17 protein-coding genes, 1 other RNA gene and 1 pseudogene are annotated in these 20,867 nt (G+C 60.9%); 10 read left to right on the top strand and 9 right to left on the bottom strand.

Going from position 1 to position 20,867, the window contains the following annotated elements; translation table 11 throughout:
- Nucleotides 1-74 precede the first annotated feature (74 nt).
- From AB5Y97_RS14255 to AB5Y97_RS14215, 9 genes are all read right to left on the bottom strand, one after another.
- Nucleotides 75-671, bottom strand: a complete 597-nt coding sequence (locus tag AB5Y97_RS14255) for a GPR1/FUN34/YaaH family transporter (protein ID WP_005336948.1) — start codon at nucleotides 669-671, stop codon at nucleotides 75-77.
- A gap of 224 nt (nucleotides 672-895) precedes the next feature.
- Nucleotides 896-3,898 (bottom strand): DUF748 domain-containing protein, encoded by a 3,003-nt coding sequence (locus AB5Y97_RS14250; RefSeq protein ID WP_274160957.1) that lies wholly within the window; start codon nucleotides 3,896-3,898, stop codon nucleotides 896-898.
- A 52-nt stretch (nucleotides 3,899-3,950) separates the two neighbouring features.
- Complete coding sequence (locus tag AB5Y97_RS14245) at nucleotides 3,951-4,712, bottom strand: ABC transporter substrate-binding protein (protein WP_274160958.1); 762 nt, start codon at nucleotides 4,710-4,712, stop codon at nucleotides 3,951-3,953.
- Nucleotides 4,713-4,748: 36 nt separating this feature from the next.
- Nucleotides 4,749-5,159, bottom strand: a complete 411-nt coding sequence (locus tag AB5Y97_RS14240) for a MerR family DNA-binding transcriptional regulator (protein WP_064341185.1) — start codon at nucleotides 5,157-5,159, stop codon at nucleotides 4,749-4,751.
- Nucleotides 5,160-5,161: 2 nt separating this feature from the next.
- Nucleotides 5,162-6,130: a hydroxymethylglutaryl-CoA lyase gene (locus AB5Y97_RS14235; RefSeq protein WP_274160959.1), complete on the bottom strand. Its 969-nt coding sequence runs from the start codon at nucleotides 6,128-6,130 to the stop codon at nucleotides 5,162-5,164.
- Nucleotides 6,127-8,097 carry a biotin carboxylase N-terminal domain-containing protein gene (locus tag AB5Y97_RS14230; RefSeq protein WP_274160960.1) on the bottom strand — a complete coding sequence of 657 codons (1,971 nt, stop codon included), beginning with the start codon at nucleotides 8,095-8,097 and terminating at the stop codon, nucleotides 6,127-6,129. The genes AB5Y97_RS14235 and AB5Y97_RS14230 overlap by 4 nt, the downstream gene beginning before the upstream one ends.
- Complete coding sequence (locus AB5Y97_RS14225; RefSeq protein WP_274160961.1) at nucleotides 8,094-8,930, bottom strand: enoyl-CoA hydratase-related protein; 837 nt, start codon at nucleotides 8,928-8,930, stop codon at nucleotides 8,094-8,096. The genes AB5Y97_RS14230 and AB5Y97_RS14225 overlap by 4 nt, the downstream gene beginning before the upstream one ends.
- 11 nt (nucleotides 8,931-8,941) lie before the next feature.
- Nucleotides 8,942-10,543 (bottom strand): carboxyl transferase domain-containing protein, encoded by a 1,602-nt coding sequence (locus tag AB5Y97_RS14220; RefSeq protein ID WP_274160962.1) that lies wholly within the window; start codon nucleotides 10,541-10,543, stop codon nucleotides 8,942-8,944.
- Complete coding sequence (locus AB5Y97_RS14215) at nucleotides 10,540-11,682, bottom strand: isovaleryl-CoA dehydrogenase (RefSeq protein ID WP_279498171.1); 1,143 nt, start codon at nucleotides 11,680-11,682, stop codon at nucleotides 10,540-10,542. Before AB5Y97_RS14215 ends, AB5Y97_RS14220 begins: the two co-directional genes overlap by 4 nt.
- A 305-nt stretch (nucleotides 11,683-11,987) precedes the next feature.
- Between AB5Y97_RS14215 and AB5Y97_RS14210 the strand changes: the two genes are divergently transcribed.
- From AB5Y97_RS14210 to AB5Y97_RS14165, 10 genes and pseudogenes are all read left to right on the top strand, one after another.
- Complete coding sequence (locus AB5Y97_RS14210; RefSeq protein ID WP_368158237.1) at nucleotides 11,988-13,145, top strand: acyl-CoA dehydrogenase family protein; 1,158 nt, start codon at nucleotides 11,988-11,990, stop codon at nucleotides 13,143-13,145.
- A gap of 140 nt (nucleotides 13,146-13,285) precedes the next feature.
- Nucleotides 13,286-14,068 carry an enoyl-CoA hydratase gene (locus AB5Y97_RS14205; protein ID WP_005345131.1) on the top strand — a complete coding sequence of 261 codons (783 nt, stop codon included), beginning with the start codon at nucleotides 13,286-13,288 and terminating at the stop codon, nucleotides 14,066-14,068.
- 18 nt (nucleotides 14,069-14,086) lie between these two features.
- A complete protein-coding gene (locus AB5Y97_RS14200) occupies nucleotides 14,087-15,199 on the top strand; it encodes an enoyl-CoA hydratase/isomerase family protein (protein WP_368158235.1) in 1,113 nt (370 codons plus the stop codon).
- Between the two features lie 51 nt (nucleotides 15,200-15,250).
- Nucleotides 15,251-16,153: a 3-hydroxyisobutyrate dehydrogenase gene (mmsB, locus tag AB5Y97_RS14195; protein WP_368158232.1), complete on the top strand. Its 903-nt coding sequence runs from the start codon at nucleotides 15,251-15,253 to the stop codon at nucleotides 16,151-16,153.
- 52 nt (nucleotides 16,154-16,205) lie between these two features.
- Nucleotides 16,206-16,985 (top strand): SDR family oxidoreductase, encoded by a 780-nt coding sequence (locus tag AB5Y97_RS14190; RefSeq protein ID WP_274160967.1) that lies wholly within the window; start codon nucleotides 16,206-16,208, stop codon nucleotides 16,983-16,985.
- A gap of 358 nt (nucleotides 16,986-17,343) precedes the next feature.
- Entirely contained in the window at nucleotides 17,344-18,780 is a 1,437-nt protein-coding gene (arcD, locus tag AB5Y97_RS14185; RefSeq protein ID WP_274160968.1) for an arginine-ornithine antiporter, read from the top strand.
- Nucleotides 18,781-18,884: 104 nt separating this feature from the next.
- Nucleotides 18,885-19,673 (top strand): sulfite exporter TauE/SafE family protein, encoded by a 789-nt coding sequence (locus AB5Y97_RS14180; protein WP_005360120.1) that lies wholly within the window; start codon nucleotides 18,885-18,887, stop codon nucleotides 19,671-19,673.
- 102 nt (nucleotides 19,674-19,775) lie between these two features.
- Nucleotides 19,776-19,872, top strand: an RNA gene (ffs, locus tag AB5Y97_RS14175) — signal recognition particle sRNA small type.
- 113 nt (nucleotides 19,873-19,985) lie between these two features.
- Nucleotides 19,986-20,333 (top strand): hypothetical protein, encoded by a 348-nt coding sequence (locus AB5Y97_RS14170; protein WP_368158230.1) that lies wholly within the window; start codon nucleotides 19,986-19,988, stop codon nucleotides 20,331-20,333.
- A 59-nt stretch (nucleotides 20,334-20,392) separates the two neighbouring features.
- A pseudogene (locus AB5Y97_RS14165) lies at nucleotides 20,393-20,867 on the top strand (IS3-like element ISAeme20 family transposase); the annotation flags it as partial.

The raw sequence follows: 20,867 nt of genomic DNA, 5'->3' as shown, positions 1-20,867 counted from the left end.
TCTGTTGAACGGTTATTCGAGATAGCAAAAAGGCACCCGAGGGTGCCTTTTTCACAATCTGAGTGGCTTGCCTATCAGGCAGCTGCTTTCAGCTGTACGGCGGCGGCTTTCTTGTGATCGCCGATCGGCATTACGGTGCGGCCGAATTGCTCGTTGATCACGGTGGCCATGGCCAGGTAGATGGCGCTGGCGCCACAGATGATGCCTTCGAAACCGGCGATGGTGCCGATCAGGGTGCTGCCGGTGAAGTCACGGGCGGCCAGCAGGAAGAACAGCACGGTCAGGGAGGCGAATACGAACTGCTTGGCGCGCGGGTAGTTGATGGTGCCAACCAGCATGAACAGGGTGAACATGCCCCACATCAGCAGATACCAACCCATGTAGGCGTGCGGAGTGGCTTCGGCCAGACCCATGGTCGGCATGATCAGCAGGAACACCAGGCTCAGCCAGAACAGGCCGTAGGAGGTGAACGCGGTCACACCGAAGGTGTTGCCACGCTTGTACTCCATGATGCCAGCAATGATCTGGGCGATGCCGCCGTAGCACAGGCCCATGGCCAGGATCATGGCGCTGATGGGGAAGAAACCTGCGTTATGGATGTTCAGCAGGATGGTGGTCATACCGAAACCCATCAGACCCAGAGGGGCAGGGTTGGCCAATTTTTCGCTCACGTGGCGTTCTCCAAAAATAGAGGTGGGGTTAACAAAAGACGCGCGATTTTAGGCAGGCTGTGGCGCGCCCGCAAGGGGGCAGAGGGGATAAATCGTAAAAAAACTACGTGATTATTTGCATCAGAGGCCAAATGCTCACCAGGACAGGCTGTTTGGTGAGCAAAAGGTGTCAAAATAGTTGAGGGGTTGTATTTTTATTACGCTTTTTACGAAGTGCGGCGGCGTCACTGATCCAGCGTCAGGATCACTTTGGCTTCCTTGTCCTCTTCCTTGACCTGGCTGTCGAGCACGAACAGCCGCTCCGGAGCGATCCCCTGGCTGTCGACCAGAAACTCCTTGGTATTTTGCGCCCGGCGCATGGCGAGATTGCGCAGGGATTTGGCGGTGATGAGCTGCTGATCCCGCAGCAGGATCACCGCCTGGGCCCGCAGTGCCGCGCTCTCTTCATCCAGATGGAGGCGATCGGCCAGATCTTCCAGATCTTCGCCAAAGCGCTCTTCATAGGCTTGGGCCAGCGCCTCTTGCAGGGCGGGGTCCTGTTCCAGCAGGTCGAGATCCGCCTGATTGCCGGTGAGCTTGGCCAGTACCCGCTCCAGCTTTTGCCGTTGCAGGATGGGACGCTCCTCGTTGAAGTTGACCTTGCCGCGAATGTTCATGCTGAGCTTAGGTCTATCCTTGAGGGCCTGCGCCAGCTTGACCAGTTTCTCCTGCTGGGTGGGGGTGAGATCGGGATCCCCCGGCAGGAAAGGAAGTTCGTCGAGATCTTCGGTGCCATCGGCCAGCGAGGCGAGCAGGGAGAAGGGGGAGGTGATCGCCTTGCTCAGTGTGTTGCCCAGCACATCCCAGAAGATATTGCCGATGCTGAAGTCCGGTTGATCAAGATCCCCCTTTACTTTGAGGTTCATCTGTATCACCCCGTTGGCATCGCTCAGCAGGGCGATGGCCAGCCCCAGTGGCAGATCCTTGGCCTGATCGCTCTTGATCTTCTCGCCCAGTTGCAGCTTCTTGATGGTGATGTCGTTATCCCCCTCCAGCCGGTTACCCTCCAGCTTGTAGTGCAGCTTCATGGAGAGCTGCCCCTTGTCGATGGCATAACCGGCATAGGTGCCCGAATAGGGGGTAAAGGTGGTGAGCTCCAGATTGTGGAAAGCGACCGCGATGTCGAGGATCGGGTTGGCGACCAGCAGGTTGGTACCGCCGCGAATGGTCACTGGCGCATAGCGATCCACCTTGCCGTTGAAGGCGAGATCGGAGCGTTGCCCCGGAATATTGCTGATATGGCGACTCTGGCCGCCCAGCGAGGCGATATCGGCCACAAAATCCTGACTCAGACTGCGGTCGGCAAAGCGCAGGTTGCCCTGCTCGGTGCGCAGCTGGTCGATGGTGAAACGAAAGTCGGGAGCCTTGCTGCCTGCCGCTGCTTGAGTACTTTTTGCTGCCGCCGGTTGCGGCAACAGCAGCTGTTGCAGGTTGGTGGTGCCATCTTCGTTGATCTCGATGCGGGCGAAGGGCTTGTTCAGGGCAATCTCCTTGATCCGCATCTGCTGGCTGATGCCGTCGTACGTCAGACCGGTGAGAGCCAGGGTGTTGAACTCCAGCAGCCGCTGATTGTCTGCCCGATCGACTACTTTGAGCCCGTTGATATCGAGCCCCCCTTGCAGGGTCAGCTTGCTCAGATCTCCCTGGGCGGTGGTGGCGAGATCAAGGCGGGTCTTGCTGCTCAGCAGCCCGTTTTGCACCTTAATGCGTACCAGATCGGCTAGATAGGGCTGTGCCAGCGTCAGGGGCAGCCCCTGCTGGTTGATGTCGCCACTTAAGGTGAAAGGAGTCAGGGTCAGTTGGCCATCAAAGGCGAGGGGGCTGCTCTGGTTGAACTGGGTGGCCAGAGTCAGTTTGCTCGGTTGCTCCCCCTTGCTGCCCAGTGGCCCCAGCGCCAGCTTGAGGCCGGAGAGCTGGCGTGCCTGCGGTTTGCCGCTGCTCGATTCGGTGAGGGTGAGATCGCCCTTGTCGATAAGGATCTGCTTGATCTGCCATTGCCAGGGTTTGTCTGGCACCTGTTTCTTGCCGTTACCGGCTGTCTTTGCTTGTGGTGCCGATTTGGGCGCCGCATTGCTGGCCACCTCGTTTGCGGCGTGGGCCCCTTTGGCAGGTTTGGCGGGGGCCTGTTCAATCAGCAAGTCAGCCAGATCCAGCTCCTGCTGTGGGTTGAGGGTGGCCTTGAGCAGGGGCTGTTGCAGGGTCACCTTGCCGATCTGGAGCGACTGTTTCTGGCCATCGACAGCCAGATCGCTCAGGGCCAGCTGGCCGAAGCGGGCAAATTCGTCGCCCTTGTGTTTTTTAAGCTGCCAGTTGTCCAGGGTCAGCTTGCCTTTGGACAATTGCCACAGCACTCCTTGCTTGCCCTCTTTAAGCTGGTACTCCACCTCTGCATTGGCGTGGCCCTTGGCCAGATCCAGCTTGAGATAGGGTGCCCAGAGCGGGGCGAAGGGTTTCAGGTCGACCTGTTTGAGGCTCGCTTTGCCCTGACCCATGCCGCTCATCACATCGAGTTTGCCGTGGGCAGCGAGGCTGCTTTTGCCGTTGATGGCGGCGTTCAGCTGATAGGCGGTCGGGTGATTTGCCTCGGTGCGCAGGTTATCGAGCTTGAGGGTCATTTTCTCCAGATTGAGAGGCGGCAACCAGCCGGGTTCGCTCTCCTTGCGCTGATCCTGATAGCGCACATGGCCGTCAGTGACTGCGATGCTGGCAATATCGACCAATAGCGGGGCGCTGGCTGTTTCGGGCTCGGGGGAGGGGGCAGGGGCGAGCAGGGTCGCCAGCGCATCGGTCAGATTGAGTCGAACCTCCCCCTTTTTGTCTGTCAGACGTTGCAGCAGCACCACGGGTTTGGTCAGGGTGACGGCGGAAAGCACGACCCCTTTCTGCTGCCAGCTGGCTTGCAGGTTTGGGGTGATAAAGAGCTGCTCAAAACCGATGATGGGCTGCTGCTTGGCATCGAGCAGGGTAGTCGCGCCGAGGGTGAGAGAAGGGTTGCGCAGCCCTACGTCAATCTCTCCCAGCGTCAGTTGCAGGCCATAGTGCTCAGCCAGCCAGCCGGGCAGATAGCGCTGGATCAGACGGGGGGTTTGCCACAGCAGCAGGGTCATCAGGATAAGAAGCAGCAGGAAAGCGTAGGCAAGGTAGCGCAGCAAGCGGAGCTTGGGGGACGCGGGCTCGGTGGTGTTCATTTGGTGCACTCCCATGTGGTTCCCGCCATGGTACAGAAAAGCTGGATAGTAATCATGGGGTTGCGTGCTGTTGTACGCCGTACTTTGTCCAAAGGCGATCCAGTTCACCTTTTTGTTGCAGCGCTGCCAGCCACTGTTCCAGCTGGGCAGGGGTAATGGGGGCCTCAGGGTGAAGGATGGCGCGGTGTTGATACTGTTGATCCCATTTTTGCGAGATCAGCAACTGGTCGGCTGTGTCGGGATTGGCCTGCAGATACTGGTTAAGGTAGGAAACGTTGAGAATGGCTACCTCGCCGCGCCCTTTGAGTAGCGCTTGCAGGGCGCTGACGTTGTCTTTGACCAGAGTGATATTGAGCTTGCGCTGCAGGTAGAGGGGATCGGCATTGAACTGGCCGACGCCGTAGTGATAGCCGGTCACCCCGATGAGGTGATGGCTGGCAGGATCGTCAAAAAAGCGCTGATCCCGCCCCGCTTTGTTCAGGGCCACATAGACCTCGCCACCACCGAGGAAGGGGGCTGTCATCTTGAATTTATCGGTGTCCCAGCCCCACTTGGTGTCTTCAAACAACATCAGCGAGAACCGGCCCAGATCGAGCGCCTTGTAACGGTTGGCGGCCGAGGTGGGGACAAAGACGAAGGTCACCTCTTTCTGTACGGCATTGAGCTGGTCGATAAGCTCCAGGGTCAGTCCTTCATAGCGGGAATCGGGGAGTTTGACCACAAAGGGGGCATAGGGGTATCCACCAACCTTGATGATGGGATGGCTCCAGCCAGAGAGGCTGAACAAGAGCAAAAACCAGCACCAATATCTCATGGGATCCCCAAGGCAATAGCTTGCTCCCAGATTCGGTTAATCTGAGCCAGTTTTCAAGCTGTTAAGGGAATTAACACAGCGCTGTTCGGCGGCTTCCAGCTCGGCCATCACCATCTGGATATCCTCCAGTTGCTGGCGCAGGGCGCCGCGTTTTGCCTCGATCAGCTGGATCATGGAGTGGAGCTGGGTTTTGCTCGATTTGTCGGTGTCGTACATATCAAACAGCTCGCGGATCTCGGCCAGGCTAAACCCCAGCCGTTTGCCGCGCAGGGTCAATTTGAGCCGGATCTTGTCCCGATGGCTGTAGATGCGAGTTTGCCCCTCCCGCTGGGGAGTGAGCAGCCCCTCATCCTCGTAGTAGCGGATGGTGCGCGGCGTGACATCGAACTCGTGGGCCAGCTCCGAAATGCTGTAGGTGATCTCCTTGCCGGGCAGGGAACGGGACATGGTCATGACTCCTGTTGCTGGGCGTGTGGCTGGCAGAGGCGGGTACGCAGCCGCTCGGCATTGGCGTGCAGGGCCTGACCGACCCGCGAGCCGTTGGGGCGAGCGAGCTGCTCGCTCACCCACTGGCCGGTGGCCGCCAGTTTGTCGAGATCCACCCCGGTCGTCATGCCAAGGCCGTGTAGCAGGTAGACCACCTCTTCTGACGCCACATTGCCGGAGGCGCCCGGCGCATAGGGGCAGCCGCCAAGCCCCGCCACCGAGCAGTCGATGGTGCGAATGCCGCGCTCCAGCGCGGGTAGCAGGTTGGCCAACCCCTGGCCGTAGGTGTCGTGAAAATGGACCGCGAGTCGACCCGCCGGGATCTCGTGCAGCACCGCATCCAGCATGGGGGCCACGGTGCCCGGGGTGCCGACGCCGATGGTGTCCCCCAGCGAAATTTCGTGGCAGCCGAGATCCAGCAACTGTTCGGCCATGGCGGCGACCCGTTTTGGGCGGGTCGGGCCGTCGAAGGGGCAGGCGATGACGGTGGAGAGGTAGCCACGCACCTTGATGCCGAGGCGGCGCGCCTCCTGCACCAGCGGGGCGAAGCGCACCAGCGACTCCTCCACGCTGATGCCGATATTGGCGCGGGTAAAACCGTCGGAGCAGGCGGTGAAGAGGCCAATCTCGTCGGCGCGGGCGGCAATGGCAGCCTGCAAGCCTTGCAAATTGGGCACCAGAGCGCCGTAACGGATTGAGCCCTTGCGCGGCAGTGCCTCGAACAGCGCTGCGGAGTCCGCCATCTGCGGCACTTTTTTGGCAGAGACAAAGGCACCCACCTCGATGCGTTGCAGGCCGCTGTCGCTAAGGCGCTGGATCAGCTCCAGCCGCTGTACCAGGGAGAGGGGCGCAGCTTCATTTTGCAGGCCATCTCGCGGCCCCATCTCCACCAGACTGACCCTGTCGTCACGGACGTCCTGTGATCGGTTCATGGGTGTTCCTCCTGTGAAGCAGTCTCTTTGGCAAAGCGCACCAGCACGGTTCCCTGGCTTACCTGCTCGCCCTGTTTGCACAGCAGGGCTTCAATTACCCCGTCCCGCTCTGCACGCAACTGGTGTTCCATCTTCATCGCCTCCAGCACCAGCAGGGGTTGCCCCTTGCTGACCGTTTGGCCAGGTTCAATCATCACGGCCACCACGATGCCGTGCATGGGGGCGATGGCGCCCTGCGCCTTCTCATTTGTCTGATCATGATGGTGGCTGTGCTGCCGATCATCGGCCGCGAAGCGGATGCGCTGGCCCCCCAGGGTCATGATGAAGGCTGCCTCCGGGCCTGCGACCGTCTGAATGGGGATCTGTTGCCAGTCGCCGCCCTTCTGCAGCCGGATATTATCATCACCTCTCTGGTAGCAATGAGTCTCCCCTTGCCACTCAAACTGGCCGCCATGATCGTGAAGGGTCAATACCCGCCGCTCATCACCAATGCGTACCGCCGCTGTCCAGCAGCGATCCGGCCCTAGCCGAAATCCGCAGGCTTGCTGCCAGGGGGAGGTGCCCGCAGGGCGGCTCGCCAGCCAGAGGGCGGCCAGCGGCCAGGCGAGCTCAGGAATGGGCCGTGCTGTGGTGGGTATGGGCCATTGGGTATGGTGGCCCATGGCCAGGACGTCGGGCTCTTCACACAGGCGCAGCAGCAGCGGGCCGTTGTGCACCAGCGGGCCGAGATCCAGTGCCGCCAGCGCATCGGCCAGTTGAGCGAACGCCTCGGCGCGACTCTGGCCGTAGGCGATCAGCTTGGCGATCATGGGATCGTAATAGGGGCTCACCTCATCGCCAGCGGTAACGCCGGTGTCGATGCGCACGCCAACGGGCCAGTGGAGCCAGTGGATAGGCCCGCTGGCGGGCAGAAAACCGGCCGCCACATCCTCGGCGTAGAGGCGCGCTTCCACCGCATGGCCGCGCAGCACCACTTCCTCCTGGGTGAGTGGCAGCGGCTTGCCTTCTGCCACGGCCAGTTGCCAGGCCACCAGATCCTGCCCGGTCACCGCTTCGGTGACCGGATGCTCCACCTGCAGCCGGGTGTTCATCTCCATAAAGAAGAACGCATCCTTGCAGAGCAGGAACTCGATGGTGCCAGCCCCCTGATAATGGATGGCTTTGGCTGCGGCCACGGCCGCATCCCCCATGGCGCGACGCAAAGCCGGAGGGATGTCGGGGGCGGGCGCCTCTTCGATAACTTTCTGATGGCGTCGCTGCAAGGAGCAGTCCCTGTCCCCCAGATAGATGGCGTTGCCGAGGCTATCGGCAAAGACCTGCACCTCCACGTGGCGAGCCCGGGGTAGATAGCGCTCCAGCAGCACCAGATCGTCGCCAAAGGCGGCCTTGGCTTCACGTTTGACTGCCGCCAGCGACTCGTCAAAGTCAGCCAGCTGATCGACCCGACGCATCCCCTTGCCACCGCCGCCACTGGCTGCCTTGATAAGTAGCGGGAAGCCAATCTGGCTCGCCTGATCGCGCAAGAAGTCCGGTCGTTGATCCGTGCCGTGATAGCCGGGCAGCACAGGTACGCCGGCAGCCTGCATCAGCGCCTTGGCGCCCGATTTGTCGCCCATGGCGAGAATGGCGGCGCCGCTTGGGCCGACAAAGCGCAGGCCGCGCTGTTCGCAGGCGGTGGCAAAATCGCTGTTTTCCGACAGAAAGCCGTAACCGGGATGGATGGCATCGGCGCGCGCTTCTTTGGCAATCTTCAGCACCTTGCCGGTGTCGAGATAGCTCTCTCTGGCCGGTGCGGGCCCCAGATGCCAGGCCTCATCGGCCAGGTGGGTGTGCATGGCGTGGGCGTCGGCATCGGAGTAGAGGGCGATGGTGTGAATGCCGAGGCGTTTCGCCGTTTTGATGATGCGCACAGCGATTTCGCCGCGATTGGCGATCAGCAGGCGCTTAATCTGAGTGTGATGGGTCATGTCTCATCCTTGAAACGGGGACGCCAGGCGGGAGGACGTTTGTCGAAGAAGGCCTGCATCCCCTCCTGGGCTTCGAGCCCCACCCGAACCCGGGCAATGGTCTCGACAGTTTTCTCTTCGTGCAGGCGGGAGGGATGGGCCTCTATCGCCGCCAGCAGTCGTTTGGTCTCTTTCATCGCTTCCGGCCCGTTGCGGCACAGACGAAGGGCCTGCGCCCGTCCCTCCGCCAGCAGTTGATCCGGCTTGCAGAGTTGATGTGCCACATTGAGCCGACAGGCGGTAATGGCATCGAACGGCTCTGCACTGAGCATGTAGCGGCGCGCCTGACGCATTCCCATGGCGCGTACCACGTAAGGGCTGATCACCGCAGGCACCAGACCCAGGCTCACCTCTGAGAGGCAGAAGCGGGCATCATCGCTGGCCAGCACCAGATCGCAAGCGCAGATGAGCCCCAGCGCCCCGCCATAGGCGGCCCCTTGCACCAGCGCTACCGTGGGGAAGGGGAGCTCGTCGAGGGTCTGCATCAGCCGCGCCAGTACCCGGGCATCTTCGCGATTGTGCTCGAAATCGGCGTGGGCCAGATTACGCATCCAGTTGAGATCGGCACCCGCGCAAAAATGTTTGCCCTCGGCCCGCAGCAGCAGGGTGTGAGGACGTTCGGCAAGTGAGTGACCATGGAGATGAGCCAGATCATCGAGGCAGTCGAGTAGCCCCAGCATCAGGTCGGCATCAAAGGCGTTGTGGCGGGCCGGGCGCGACAGCACCAGCTCGGCCAGTGGGCCATGCCGTTCCAGCCGAAACGGGGTCTGGGAGGAAGTAAGTGGATCTGACATGGGTTTGCTCCTTACATCCGAAAGATGCCGTACTGCTCGGGTTCAATGCGGGCACCCTGACAGGCGGCGAGCGCCAGCGCCAGCACGGTGCGGCTCTGGGCCGGGTCAATGACGCCATCATCCCAGAGGCGGGCGCTGGCGTAGTAGGGGTGGCCTTGGCGCTCATACTGCTCGATCACCGGGGCTCGGATGGCGGCCACTTCCTGCTCGCTCAGATCTTTGCCCTCGGCAGCCAGCTTGTCCCGACGCACCTGTACCAGCACTCCGGCAGCTTGCTCGCCCCCCATGACAGAGATACGGCTGTTGGGCCAGCTAAAGAGAAAATCGGGCTCATAAGCGCGGCCACACATGCCGTAGTTGCCGGCACCAAAGCTGCCACCAACGATCAGGGTGATCTTGGGCACCCGGCTGCAGGCTACCGCTGTGACCAGCTTGGCGCCGTGCTTGGCGATCCCCTCTTTTTCTGCGCTACTCCCCACCATAAAGCCGGTGATGTTCTGCAAAAAGAGCAGCGGGATGGCACGCCGGTTACAGAGTTGGATAAAGTGGGCCCCCTTCTGGGCGCTGTCGCTGTGCAGCACGCCGTTGTTGGCGAGGATCCCCACTTCCATGCCGCAAATACGGGCAAAGCCGGTCACCAGAGTGGTGCCGAACAGCGCCTTGAATTCGTCAAAGTCAGAGCTATCCACTAGTCGTGCAATCAGTTCGCGGGCGTCGTAAGGGCGTTTGAGACTGGTGCCCACCAGACCGTAGAGCTCCTCTATCGGGTAGCTGGGGGGCTCGTAGCCGGGGCTGCTCTCTACCGGCTCGCTACCCAGATGAGTCACCAGCGTGCGGGCGATGGCCAGCGCGTGGGCATCGTCACGGGCCATATGATCAGCAACGCCGGAGTGGGCGCAGTGCACTTCGGCGCCGCCCAGGGCCTCTGCGCTGATCTCCTCGCCGGTGGCAGCCTTGACCAGCGGCGGACCCGCCAGAAAGATGGTGGCCTGCTCCCTGACCATGATCGACTCGTCCGCCATGGCGGGCACGTAGGCGCCCCCGGCGGTGCAGAGCCCCATCACCACTGCCAGTTGAGGGATGTTTTGGGCCGACATGCGGGCCTGGTTGTAGAAGATGCGGCCAAAGTGATCCCGGTCGGGGAACACCTCGTCCTGCATCGGCAAGAAGGCGCCGCCGGAATCCACCAGATAGAGGCAGGGGAGACGCAGCCGCTCGGCGATGGCCTGGGCGCGCAGGTGTTTTTTCACCGTGAGCGGGTAGTAGGTGCCGCCCTTCACGGTGGCGTCGTTCACCACCAGCATGCAGAGCCTGCCCGAGACCCGGCCGATGCCGGTGATGATACCGGCGGCGGGCACTGGCTCGTCATAGACCTGCCAGCCAGCCAGCGCCGACAGTTCGAGAAACGGGGAGCCCGGGTCCAGCAGCTGATTGATGCGCTCGCGGGGCAGCAGCTTTCCACGGGCCTGATGGCGGGCGTTGTTTGCCGCGCCGCCCCCTTGCGCAATCTCGGCAATGCGGGCGTGGAGATCGTCGACCAGCCCCTGCATGGCGGCCCGATTGGCCGCATATTCCGGGCTCGCCGTGTCAAGGTGGGAGTGGATACGACTCATGCATTTTCTCCCATCAGCTCGCGGCCGATGAGCCAGCGGCGGATCTCAGAGGTGCCGGCGCCGATCTCGTAAAGTTTGGCGTCCCGCAGTAGGCGGCCTGTGGGGTATTCGTTGATGTAACCGTTGCCGCCGAGCAGCTGGATAGCGTCTAGGGCCATCTGGGTGGCGTTTTCGGCGGCAAACAGGATGGCTGCGGCGCAATCTTTACGGCTGGTGCGACCCTGATCGCAGGCGCTCGCAACCGAGTAGACCAGCGCCCGGCTGCTGGCGAGGCGGGTATACATGTCGGCGAGCTTGCCCTGCACCAGCTGGAACTCGCCGATGGCCTGGCCGAACTGCTTGCGCTCGCGCACATAGGGCAGCACCACGTCCATGCAGGCCTGCATGATGCCAAGGGGGCCCGCCGCCAGCACCACCCGCTCGTAGTCGAGCCCGCTCATCAGCACCTTGACCCCGCCGTGCAGCGTGCCCAGCAGGTTTTCCTGCGGTACTGGGCAGTTGTCGAACACCAGCTCGCAGGTGCTGGAGCCGCGCATCCCCAGCTTGTCGAGCTTCTGGGCGGTAGAAAAACCGGGAGTGCCGGCTTCAACGATAAAGGCAGAAATTCCTTTGGGGCCCGCACTGGTATCTGTCTTGGCATAGATGACGAAGGTGTCGGCATCCGGGCCGTTGGTGATCCACATCTTGTTGCCGTTCAGCACGAAGTGATCGCCCTCGCGCTCCGCGGTGAGGCGCATGCTGACCACATCGGACCCGGCGCCCGGCTCGCTCATGGCCAGCGCCCCCACATGCTCGCCGCTCACCAGCGGGGGCAGGTAGCGTGCTTTTTGCTCCGCCGTGCCGTGGCGATGGATCTGGTTGATGCAGAGATTGGAGTGGGCGCCGTAGGAGAGGCCGACCGAGGCGCTGGCGCGGCTTACCTGTTCCATCACCAGCACGTGGGCCAGATAGCCGAGGTTCACCCCGTCATACTCCTCCGCCACCGTGATGCCGTGCAGCCCCAGTTCACCCATCCGGGGCCAGAGATCACGGGGAAAGGCGTTGCTCTGATCGATCTCGCTGGCGCGCGGGGCGATCACTTTCTGGCAGAAGGCCGCAACCTGTTCGGTCAGGGCATTCAGGGTCTCATCCATCTGCATCCATGCTCTCCTTGCGGATATGACAGTCGGGTTGGAAGGTTGGCTCGACCGGCTGACTCGGCGTTACGGCTGGCAGTGGTCGGTCCATTTTGTACTTCACTTCTGCCACAAGTTTACGTTAGCGTAAACGTAAATCAATTGTTAATCTGTTGTGTGTCGATAAAGCGGTGGTAGTGAAAGAGTCATCAGCTACCACGACAACAGCGCCACAGTGGCAGATTGGACTGACGCAGCGTGTGGGCGCCGCGTCATAAAGCACTAACTCAGGAAAATAAGCGCGGGGCAACAAGGGAGCGAACGACAAGATGGATTTTACCCTGACCGATGATCAACAGGCGTATGTGGAGGCGGCCGCCGCCTTTGCCGATGAGGCGCTCAAACCCCATGCCGCGCGCTGGGACAAGGAGCATGAGTTTCCGATCCCGACCATCAAGCAGGCGGCCGGGCTCGGGTTTTGCGGTCTCTATACGCCGGAGCAGTTTGGCGGATTGGGATTACCTCGTCTCGATGCGAGCCTCATCTTCGAGCGTCTCGCCATGGGTTGTACCTCGACCACGGCTTATCTGACCATTCACAACATGGTGAGCTGGATGCTGGGCAGCTGGCTGCCCACCGAGGTTGCCAAGGAGTGGGTGCCCAAACTGGCCAGTGGCGAGCTGCTGGGCTCCTATTGCCTCACCGAGCCGGGGGCGGGCTCCGATGCGGCGGCACTCAAGACCCGAGCCACTCGCGAGGGTGACAGCTACCTCATCGAGGGGACCAAGGTCTTTATCTCGGGAGCAGGCAGCAGCGATGTGCTGGTGGTGATGGCCCGTACCGGTGGTGAAGGTGCGAAGGGGATCTCTGCCTTTATGGTGCCGGCAGATAGCGCGGGTATCGTCTATGGCAAGCCGGAAGAGAAGATGGGCTGGAACAGCCAGCCGACCCGGGAGGTTGTTTTCAACGGGGTGCGTATTCCCTCCCGCTATCGGTTGGGCGAAGAGGGGGAAGGGTTCAAGTTCGCCATGCAGGCCCTCGATGGGGGGCGCATCAATATTGCCACCTGTTCGGTGGGCACCGCCCAGCAGGCGCTGGACGATGCGCTGGCCTATGTGCAGCAGCGCCAGCAATTTGGTCACCCGATCAGCGAATTCCAGAGCGTGCAGTTTCGCCTGGCCGACATGGCGACCGAGCTGACTGCCGCCCGTTTGCTGGTGCGTCAGGCCGCCGACAAGCTGGATCGCGGGGCACCGGACAAGAGTGCCTGGTGTGCCATGGCCAAACGGTTTGCCACCGATGTGGGTTATCGAATCTGTGATGAGGCTCTGCAACTCTTTGGCGGCTATGGTTATATCCGCGAGTATCCGCTCGAGCGCTATCTGCGCGATACCCGGGTACACCGCATTCTGGAGGGCACCAACGAGGTGATGCGACTCATCATCGCGCGCCGCATGCTGGCCGATCCCGGTTTGTCGCTGGGCTAACCGGTGGTCGCATCAAGGGTGTGTTGCCTGCCACCCGATTTGCACCATGCCATGCCGGTTTCGGCTTTGTGAGCCAGCCACAGGTTGGTGTCATTCAAGCCTGTCATCATGGCGGCAGCTTCATCGACAAGGACAATGTTATGACAAGGATCAGACTCGAATATCATGGCCACGTGGCCTATATCACCCTCGACCATCCCCCTGCCAACACCTGGACCCTTGCCAGCCTGCAGGCCTTTTTGCAGATGATGGTGGAGCTCGACAGTCGTCCCGATGTGGTGGCGCTGGTGATCCGTGGTGCGGGCGACAAATTTTTCTGCGCCGGTGCCGACCTCAATATGTTTGTCGAGGGGAATGTCGAGCTAGCCCGCGAAGTAGCCGAGGCCTTTGGCAAGGCCTTCGAGGCGCTGGCCCGTTTTCACGGCGTCAGTATCGCCGCCATCAATGGTTATGCCATGGGTGGTGGCCTGGAAGTGGCGCTGGCCTGTGATATCCGCATCGCCGAGCAGCAGGCGTTGCTGGGACTGCCGGAAGCTTCGGTAGGCTTGCTTCCCTGTGCCGGTGGTACCCAGCGCCTGACCGAGCTGGTGGGGCCGGGCTGGGCCAAGCGGATGATCCTCTGCGGCGAGAAGGTGAGTGCCTCGCTGGCCTACGAGATGGGGCTGGTGGAGGAGGTGGTGAAAACCGGTCAGGCGTGGGAGGCGGCGCACCAGATGGCCCATCTGGTGGAGCGCCAGAGCCCGAGCGCCCTGCGCGCCTGCAAAACCCTGATCAATCAGGGCCGCAGTGGCCCGCGGGATGCCGCCTTGCCCCTTGAGCGAGCGCTGTTTCTCGATCTCTTTAGCGATGCCAATCAGCGTGAAGGGGTGGCCGCCTTCCTGGAGAAACGCTTACCGCGCTGGCAATATGGCCCAACAGAATAAATCCATACGGAGCCGTTTATGAGTGAGCCGGTCAAGGTTAGCTGTTATCCCACCGAAGATGGCCATCAGGTCGGGGTGTTGACCCTCGACAGCCCTGCGTCTCTCAACGCATTGAGCCTGCCGATGATCCAGATCCTGCAACAGACGCTGACCCGTTGGGAGCAGGATCCCGCCATCGTCTGTGTGCTGCTGCAGGGGGCGGGTGAGAAGGCGTTTTGTGCCGGTGGTGATATCCGCTCCTTCTATTACCGCAAGCAGGAGGCGAGCGAGGCGGAACTGTTTGGCTATGCCCGCGACTTTTTCGAGCAGGAGTACCGGCTTGACCACCACATCCACTCTTACCGCAAGCCCCTGATCTGCGTGGCGGACGGTATCTGCATGGGGGGCGGTATTGGCCTGTTTGCCGGAGCCGATTTTCGGGTGGTGACCGAAAGAAGCCTGTTCGCCATGCCGGAGGTGACCATAGGGCTCTACCCCGACGTAGGAGCGAGCTGGTTTTTAAGCCGGATGCCGGGGCGACTCGGGCTCTGGCTCGGTCTGACTGGCGCCCGCTTCAACGGGAGTGATGCCATCGGTCTTGGGCTGGCGGATCACGCCATCGCCAGTGGCGAGCGCAGTGCGCTGCTGTCACACCTCGCCGTACTCGACTGGACTGGCAGTGGTGATCCCCGTGAGCAGATCGATCTGCTGTTCAGAGGGTTACATGGTGAGGTGGCGGCCCGCTTGCCTGCGTCTGTGCTGTTACCCCATCAACAGAGGATCGATACCCTGCTGGCGGGGCGCACGTTGCAAGGGGTATTGGCGCGGTTGTTCGAGGCTCAGTTCGATGAACAGGAGACGGTACTCCAGCAGGCGCAGCAGCTCTGCCGCACTGGCAGCCCCATCAGCCGCGCCATTTTGTGGCGCCAATATTGGCAGGCTCGCCGCAACTCCCTGGCCGAAGTATTTGCCGAGGAGCTGACCCTCTCGGTCAACTGCGTGCTCAAGGGGGATTTTGTGGAAGGGGTGCGGGCACTGCTGATCGACAAGGATAAAGATCCCCGCTGGCAACAGTTGCCACCGGAGGGGGAGTGGCTGAATGATTTCTATCGCTGGCCTCAGGGGCGCAATCCGTTGGCCTGCAAGGAATAACATCTTGGCAACCGGCGGAAGCCGCCATCAGCAACGCAAGGAGCAAGCGGGATGACAAGGATAGGGTTTATCGGGCTCGGCAACATGGGGGGGGCCATGGCGGCCAATCTGGCCAGGGCCGGGCAGACGGTGCAGGTGTTTGATCTGGTTGCCCAAAACATTGAGCGCGCCATCGCCGCTGGCTGCATAGCCGCGGGGGATGCCCGTGAGGCGGTGACCGGCTGCGAGGTGGTGATCAGCATGCTACCTGCGGGGGAGCATGTGCGCGACCTTTGGTTGTCTGAGGGGCAGGATCTGCTGGCAGCCCTGCCGGTTGGTGCACTGGTGATCGACTGCTCCACCATAGATGTCGACTCTGCCCGTCAGGTCGGGGAGGCGGCCCGCGCACGCGGTTTGCGCTTTATCGATGCCCCCGTATCGGGCGGTGTCGCCGGTGCGGCCGCCGGGACGCTCACCTTTATCGTTGGCGGCGACGCGGCAGATTTCGAGGCGGCAAAACCCTTGCTCGCCTGCATGGGGCAGAACCTGTTTCATGCCGGGGCGCTGGGCGCCGGGCAGATCGCCAAGATGTGCAATAACATGCTGCTTGCGATCCATATGGCGGGCACTGCCGAGGCGCTGGCCCTCGGGGTGAAGGAGGGGCTGGATCCCGCCGTGCTCTCTACCATCATGGGCAAGAGCTCCGGCAACAACTGGAGTCTGGAGCGTTACAACCCCTGGCCCGGGGTGATGGAGAATGTCCCTGCCGCCCGCAACTATCAGGGGGGCTTTATGACCCGTCTGATGGTGAAAGATTTGGGGCTGGCCATGGCGCTGGCCGAGCATGGCCACAGCGCTGTGCCGATGGGGGCGCTCGCGCGTAACCTGTTCAACCTGCATGCCGCTCAGGGGCAGGGGAGTCGCGATTTCTCGAGCATCGTCGAACTCTATCTGGATAAACAGGATCCCGCCTGACGGGCCACCTCTCTTCAAGGCATCTCCCTTCGACCAGCTACAAGGAGCATTGATGGATATCAAAGATAAGGTCATCGTTATTACCGGCGCCGGACGTGGCTTGGGACGGGCCATTGCGCTGGCCCTGGGCGCACAGGGGGCGACGCTGGCGCTGCTCGACATCAATCGCGCCGATCTGGAGGCGACCGCAGCCCTGGTGCGCAGCCAGAATGATCAGTGCGATCAAGATAGCCAGTGCGAGCTGTTTGTCTGCAATGTGGCGAGCGAAGCCGAGGTTGAGTCGGTTTTTGCTGCCATCAAGGGGCGTTTTGGCGTGCTGCACGGTCTTATCAACTGCGCCGGCATTTTGCGCGATGGCATGCTGATCAAGGTGAAAGAGGGTGAGCTGGTGGAGAAGATGACGCTGGCCCAGTGGCAGAGCGTGATTGACGTCAACCTCACAGGTACCTTCCTCTGCGCTCGCGAGGGGGCGGCGCTGATGGCGCAAGGGGGGCAGGGGGGCGTTATCATCAACATCTCTTCCATTGCCCGCGCCGGCAATATCGGCCAGAGCAACTATGCCGCCAGCAAGGCGGGAGTTGCCTCGCTGGTGGTGACCTGGGCGCGGGAGCTGGCGCGCCATGGCATTCGGGTCATGGGGATTGCCCCCGGGGTGTTTGCCACCGACATGACGGCGGCGATGAAGCCGGAGGCGATGGCGCGGATGCAGCAGGCCATTCCGGTCGGCACCCTTGGCGAGGCGCAACAGCTGGCCGAGACGGTGAGCTTTATTTTTGCCAACGACTATCTGTCGGGGCGGATGATAGAACTGGATGGCGGTTTGCGTTTATAGGGATTTACATAATGGGCCCCGGTGTTTCCACCGGGGCTTTTTTATGCAGATTATTTATACAGAGAGTGCCTGAATGGCGATGCACAGGAACCATGCGAGTCAGGTTGCGTTGGCAGAAAAATGAGAAATATCAATGGGTCTTGGTTAATTTGAGCCAGCTCACAGGCCATATGGGTCAGTGCTGTAAAATTGCGCGCGGTCAAGGCGGTGCATGATTGACGGGACGAGGGATTGCGGTCGGAATAGTCATGCAATATAGTTGCCGCCTTTTTCACGGGGTCAGGATTCCCAGCCCCTCCCATATTGCGCGCAGTATGAATACGGACGCTCTGCCGCCGCCTAAATAAACAGGATTGAAATGGACAAGAAACTAGGGCTGGGCGCCCTCATTTCGCTGGTGGTCGGCTCCATGGTCGGCGCCGGGGTCTTCAGTCTGCCACAAAACATTGCTGCGCATGCCAGTGCCGGGGCGGTCGCCCTGGGTTGGGCCATCACCGGTCTGGGCATGATCTGTCTCGCGCTGGTTTATCAGAACCTCTCCATGCGCCGCCCCGATCTCGATGGCGGTATCTTCAGCTATGCCAAAGCCGGTTTCGGCGATTTCATCGGTTTCAACGCCGCCTGGGGTTACTGGCTCTGCCAACTGCTGGCCAACGTCTCTTACGCCATCGTGGTGTTCAGCGCCCTGAGCTACTTCTTCGATACGCCGGACAACGTCATCTTCGGTGACGGCAATACGCCGGTCGCCATCACGCTGGCCTCCATCCTGATCTGGTCGGTGCATGCGCTGGTGCTGCGCGGGGTACAGGTTGCTGCGCTGGTGAATATCGTCACCACCATCGCCAAGATGGTGCCGCTCATCGTCTTCTGTGTCGCGATCCTGCTGGCCTTCAACATGGATACCTTCACTCTGGATATCTGGGGCCAGAACAACATGGAGCTGGGCTCCGTGATGGATCAGGTCAAGTCCACCATGAAGGTGACCCTTTGGGTCTTTATCGGGATTGAAGGGGCCGTGGTGGTCTCTGCCCGTGCCCGTCATCGCAAGGATGTGGGCCGCGCTACCGTGCTGGCGTTGCTCGGCGCCCTGACGCTTTACGTGATGGTGACCCTGTTCTCGCTGGGTGTCATGAGCCAGCCGCAACTGGCGGCGCTCAAGAACCCTTCGACCGCCATGATCCTTGAAGCCGTAGTCGGCCCCTGGGGCGCCTGGCTTATCAACATCGGTCTGGTGGTGTCGGTGATGGGGGCGCTGCTCAGCTGGACCGTGCTGGCTGCTGAAGTGCCCTACATCGCGGGCAAGACCGGCGTGTTCCCGGGCTGGTTTGCCAAGGAGAACAAGAACGGCTCGCCGCAGGTGTCGCTCTGGTGCTCCACCTGTCTGGTGCAGATCTTCCTGATCATCATCTACTTCCAGAGCAGCACCTATCTGGCGCTGGTCAACATCGCTACCTCGGCGGCGCTGGTGCCTTACGTCTTTTCGGGCGCTTATGGCCTGAAGCTGGCATTGAAAGGGGAGACCTATCAGGGTCAACCTCATCAGCGCAAGCGTGACCTGCTGCTGGCCCTGGTGGCGACCGTTTACGGCTGCTGGCTGGTCTACGCTGCCGGTGTGGAGTACCTGTTGCTGGTGGCGCTGCTCTACAGCCCGGGCATCTTCATCTACTGGAAGGCGCGTCAGCATCACGGTCTGCGCGGCCTTAACCGATTGGAGCAGGGGATGACGGCGGCCCTGCTCGGCTGTGCCGTGCTGGCCTTCTACAAGGTGATGGACGGTACCATTCCACTGCACTAACCGGCACAATGAAGAGATGGCCCTCGCGCCATCTCTTTTTTTCATGCAGATATCCACTGTTGCCCGGCCGTGTTGGCCAGTTTTTGTTTAACACAGGAATTTTTATGCTGTTTATGGGTTACCTCCTGCTGGGCGCCTTTGCCGGTATGCTGGCGGGACTGTTCGGTATCGGCGGCGGTCTTATCATTGTCCCCGTGCTGGTCATGACCTTTCGCGCCCAGGGTATCGACCCTGAAATCATTACCCATCTGGCCCTCGGCACCTCGTTGCCCACCATGATCTTTACCGGATTCAGCTCGCTGCGGGCCCACCGGGAGGCGGGCGCCGTCGATTGGGTGATGATCCGCCGACTCGGCGCCGGCATGCTGATTGGGGGCTGGCTTGGCGGCATGACCGCCAATCTGCTCAGCACCAGCACCCTAAATATCATCATCGGTTGTTTCGCCTGGAGCATGGCGCTACAGATGGGACTCAACCTTAAACCCAAAGCGGAACGCCATATGCCGGGGCCGCTCGGCACAGGCATTGCCGGTACCATCATTGGCTGGATGTCAGCGCTGTTTGGTATTGGCGGTGGCTCGCTGACCGTCCCTTATCTGAGCTGGAACTCGGTGCCAATGCGCAATGCGGTAGCGGCCTCTGCAGCATGCAGCATGCCCATCGCGCTGGCGGGGAGCCTCAGCTACCTCTATGCGGGTTGGGATCATGCCGATCTGCCCGAGTGGAGTGTGGGTTACATCTATCTGCCCGCCCTGCTGGGCATTGTGCTGACCAGTACCCAGTTCGCCCGCATTGGCGCCAAGCTGGCACACCGCCTGTCACCCACACGCCTCAAGCAGGCCTTTGCCCTGCTGATGCTGCTGGTGGGAGCGAAATTTATGCTGTTTAGCTGATTCATTCGGCAGATTGTTGAAAAATAAGGCAAACGATCTGTTGGAGGGTAGAAAGCCGTTGCATTGAACGCCCAGTTTGCCTATTCTCCTCGCCGGTGGTCCTATTGGTCCTCTCGCATTGATAACCCGTCGACCTGGTCAGGACCGGAAGGTAGCAGCCAAGGCGGGGGACTCGAGTGCCGGGATGTGGCTGGTAGGGCCACCACCTGTTTCTGAAATTCCCGTTTAAGATCAGTAACTTAGCTTGTTGAAGGCAAGCTGTTTGTGTATCACTGTCACACAAACTGGCACACAATCCTCATAGGAGGTGCCATGTACTTACTGAATAGAAACGGAATTTACTACTACCAACGAGTGACCATGTGCAATGGTCGTCGTCAGACCTTCCGTAAATCCCTCAAAACAAGAGACAAGGCACAAGCCCAGCTCTTGGCACTTCAAATTCACTTCAATCATTCCAGCCCTGATGTGCAGCAAGCTGTATGCATCTCCGATGCTGCTTGCCGTGATGTCATGTCTAAACCCGTTGGGTTTGAAGCTGAAGCCTCAACGACACAACATCCCCCGCTAAACGGGCACGTTCACATCCCTACAAGCACCAGCAGCGAAGCTGTATGCCCCTCTGGGGTCGAGTCCCCCGCTGTACCTTCCGAACATTGAGGTATCCTGATTTTCACAGACAGTCCCGATTGTTACGATGAGACAATCGGGGGTATTGAATGAAATCGAGAGAACACTATTCACCAGAGTTTCGGGCAGAGGCGGTTCGACTGGTGTTGGAGCAAGGCCTTGGCCAAGCTGAAGCCGCCAGAAGGTTGGGTATTGCCAAAGGCACACTGAGCAACTGGGTGGTCGCAGCCAAAGGAGGAAAGGATACATCGGCCATTCCCGGAGCGCGTTCTGTCGCCGAGCTGGAGGCTGAAGTGGCCCGGCTACGCAAAGCTCTCGCACAAGCCAACATGGAGCGCGACATCATAAAAAAGGCCGCCGCGTACTTTGCTCAGGAGTCACTGCCAAGTACGCGTGGATAGCCAACCAAAAGGACATCTATCCCATTTCCGTTATCTGTCGTGTGCTGGAGGTCTCTCGTGCGGGCTTCTACCACTGGCGCCAGCGTCCACCGTCACAGCGCCAACAAGAAGATGAACGACTCAAGGTCGCCATTCGGGCTGCTCACAGCAAGACGCGCCAGAC

The organism is Aeromonas sp. R10-2 (assembly GCF_040908445.1).
GTDB lineage: Bacteria > Pseudomonadota > Gammaproteobacteria > Enterobacterales > Aeromonadaceae > Aeromonas > Aeromonas veronii.
This window is presented reverse-complemented; position numbering and strand designations above follow the sequence as displayed.

Bases quoted from the DNA above. Each gene is read 5' to 3' on its own strand.
- AB5Y97_RS14250 (WP_274160957.1), bottom strand. From the start codon at position 3,898: ATGAACACCACCGAGCCCGCGTCCCCCAAGCTCCGCTTGCTGCGCTAC.
- AB5Y97_RS14245 (WP_274160958.1), bottom strand. From the start codon at position 4,712: ATGAGATATTGGTGCTGGTTTTTGCTCTTGTTCAGCCTCTCTGGCTGG.
- AB5Y97_RS14240 (WP_064341185.1), bottom strand. From the start codon at position 5,159: ATGTCCCGTTCCCTGCCCGGCAAGGAGATCACCTACAGCATTTCGGAG.
- AB5Y97_RS14235 (WP_274160959.1), bottom strand. From the start codon at position 6,130: ATGAACCGATCACAGGACGTCCGTGACGACAGGGTCAGTCTGGTGGAG.
- AB5Y97_RS14230 (WP_274160960.1), bottom strand. From the start codon at position 8,097: ATGACCCATCACACTCAGATTAAGCGCCTGCTGATCGCCAATCGCGGC.
- AB5Y97_RS14225 (WP_274160961.1), bottom strand. From the start codon at position 8,930: ATGTCAGATCCACTTACTTCCTCCCAGACCCCGTTTCGGCTGGAACGG.
- AB5Y97_RS14220 (WP_274160962.1), bottom strand. From the start codon at position 10,543: ATGAGTCGTATCCACTCCCACCTTGACACGGCGAGCCCGGAATATGCG.
- AB5Y97_RS14215 (WP_279498171.1), bottom strand. From the start codon at position 11,682: ATGCAGATGGATGAGACCCTGAATGCCCTGACCGAACAGGTTGCGGCC.
- AB5Y97_RS14210 (WP_368158237.1), top strand. From the start codon at position 11,988: ATGGATTTTACCCTGACCGATGATCAACAGGCGTATGTGGAGGCGGCC.
- AB5Y97_RS14205 (WP_005345131.1), top strand. From the start codon at position 13,286: ATGACAAGGATCAGACTCGAATATCATGGCCACGTGGCCTATATCACC.
- AB5Y97_RS14200 (WP_368158235.1), top strand. From the start codon at position 14,087: ATGAGTGAGCCGGTCAAGGTTAGCTGTTATCCCACCGAAGATGGCCAT.
- mmsB (WP_368158232.1), top strand. From the start codon at position 15,251: ATGACAAGGATAGGGTTTATCGGGCTCGGCAACATGGGGGGGGCCATG.
- AB5Y97_RS14190 (WP_274160967.1), top strand. From the start codon at position 16,206: ATGGATATCAAAGATAAGGTCATCGTTATTACCGGCGCCGGACGTGGC.
- arcD (WP_274160968.1), top strand. From the start codon at position 17,344: ATGGACAAGAAACTAGGGCTGGGCGCCCTCATTTCGCTGGTGGTCGGC.
- AB5Y97_RS14180 (WP_005360120.1), top strand. From the start codon at position 18,885: ATGCTGTTTATGGGTTACCTCCTGCTGGGCGCCTTTGCCGGTATGCTG.
- AB5Y97_RS14170 (WP_368158230.1), top strand. From the start codon at position 19,986: ATGTACTTACTGAATAGAAACGGAATTTACTACTACCAACGAGTGACC.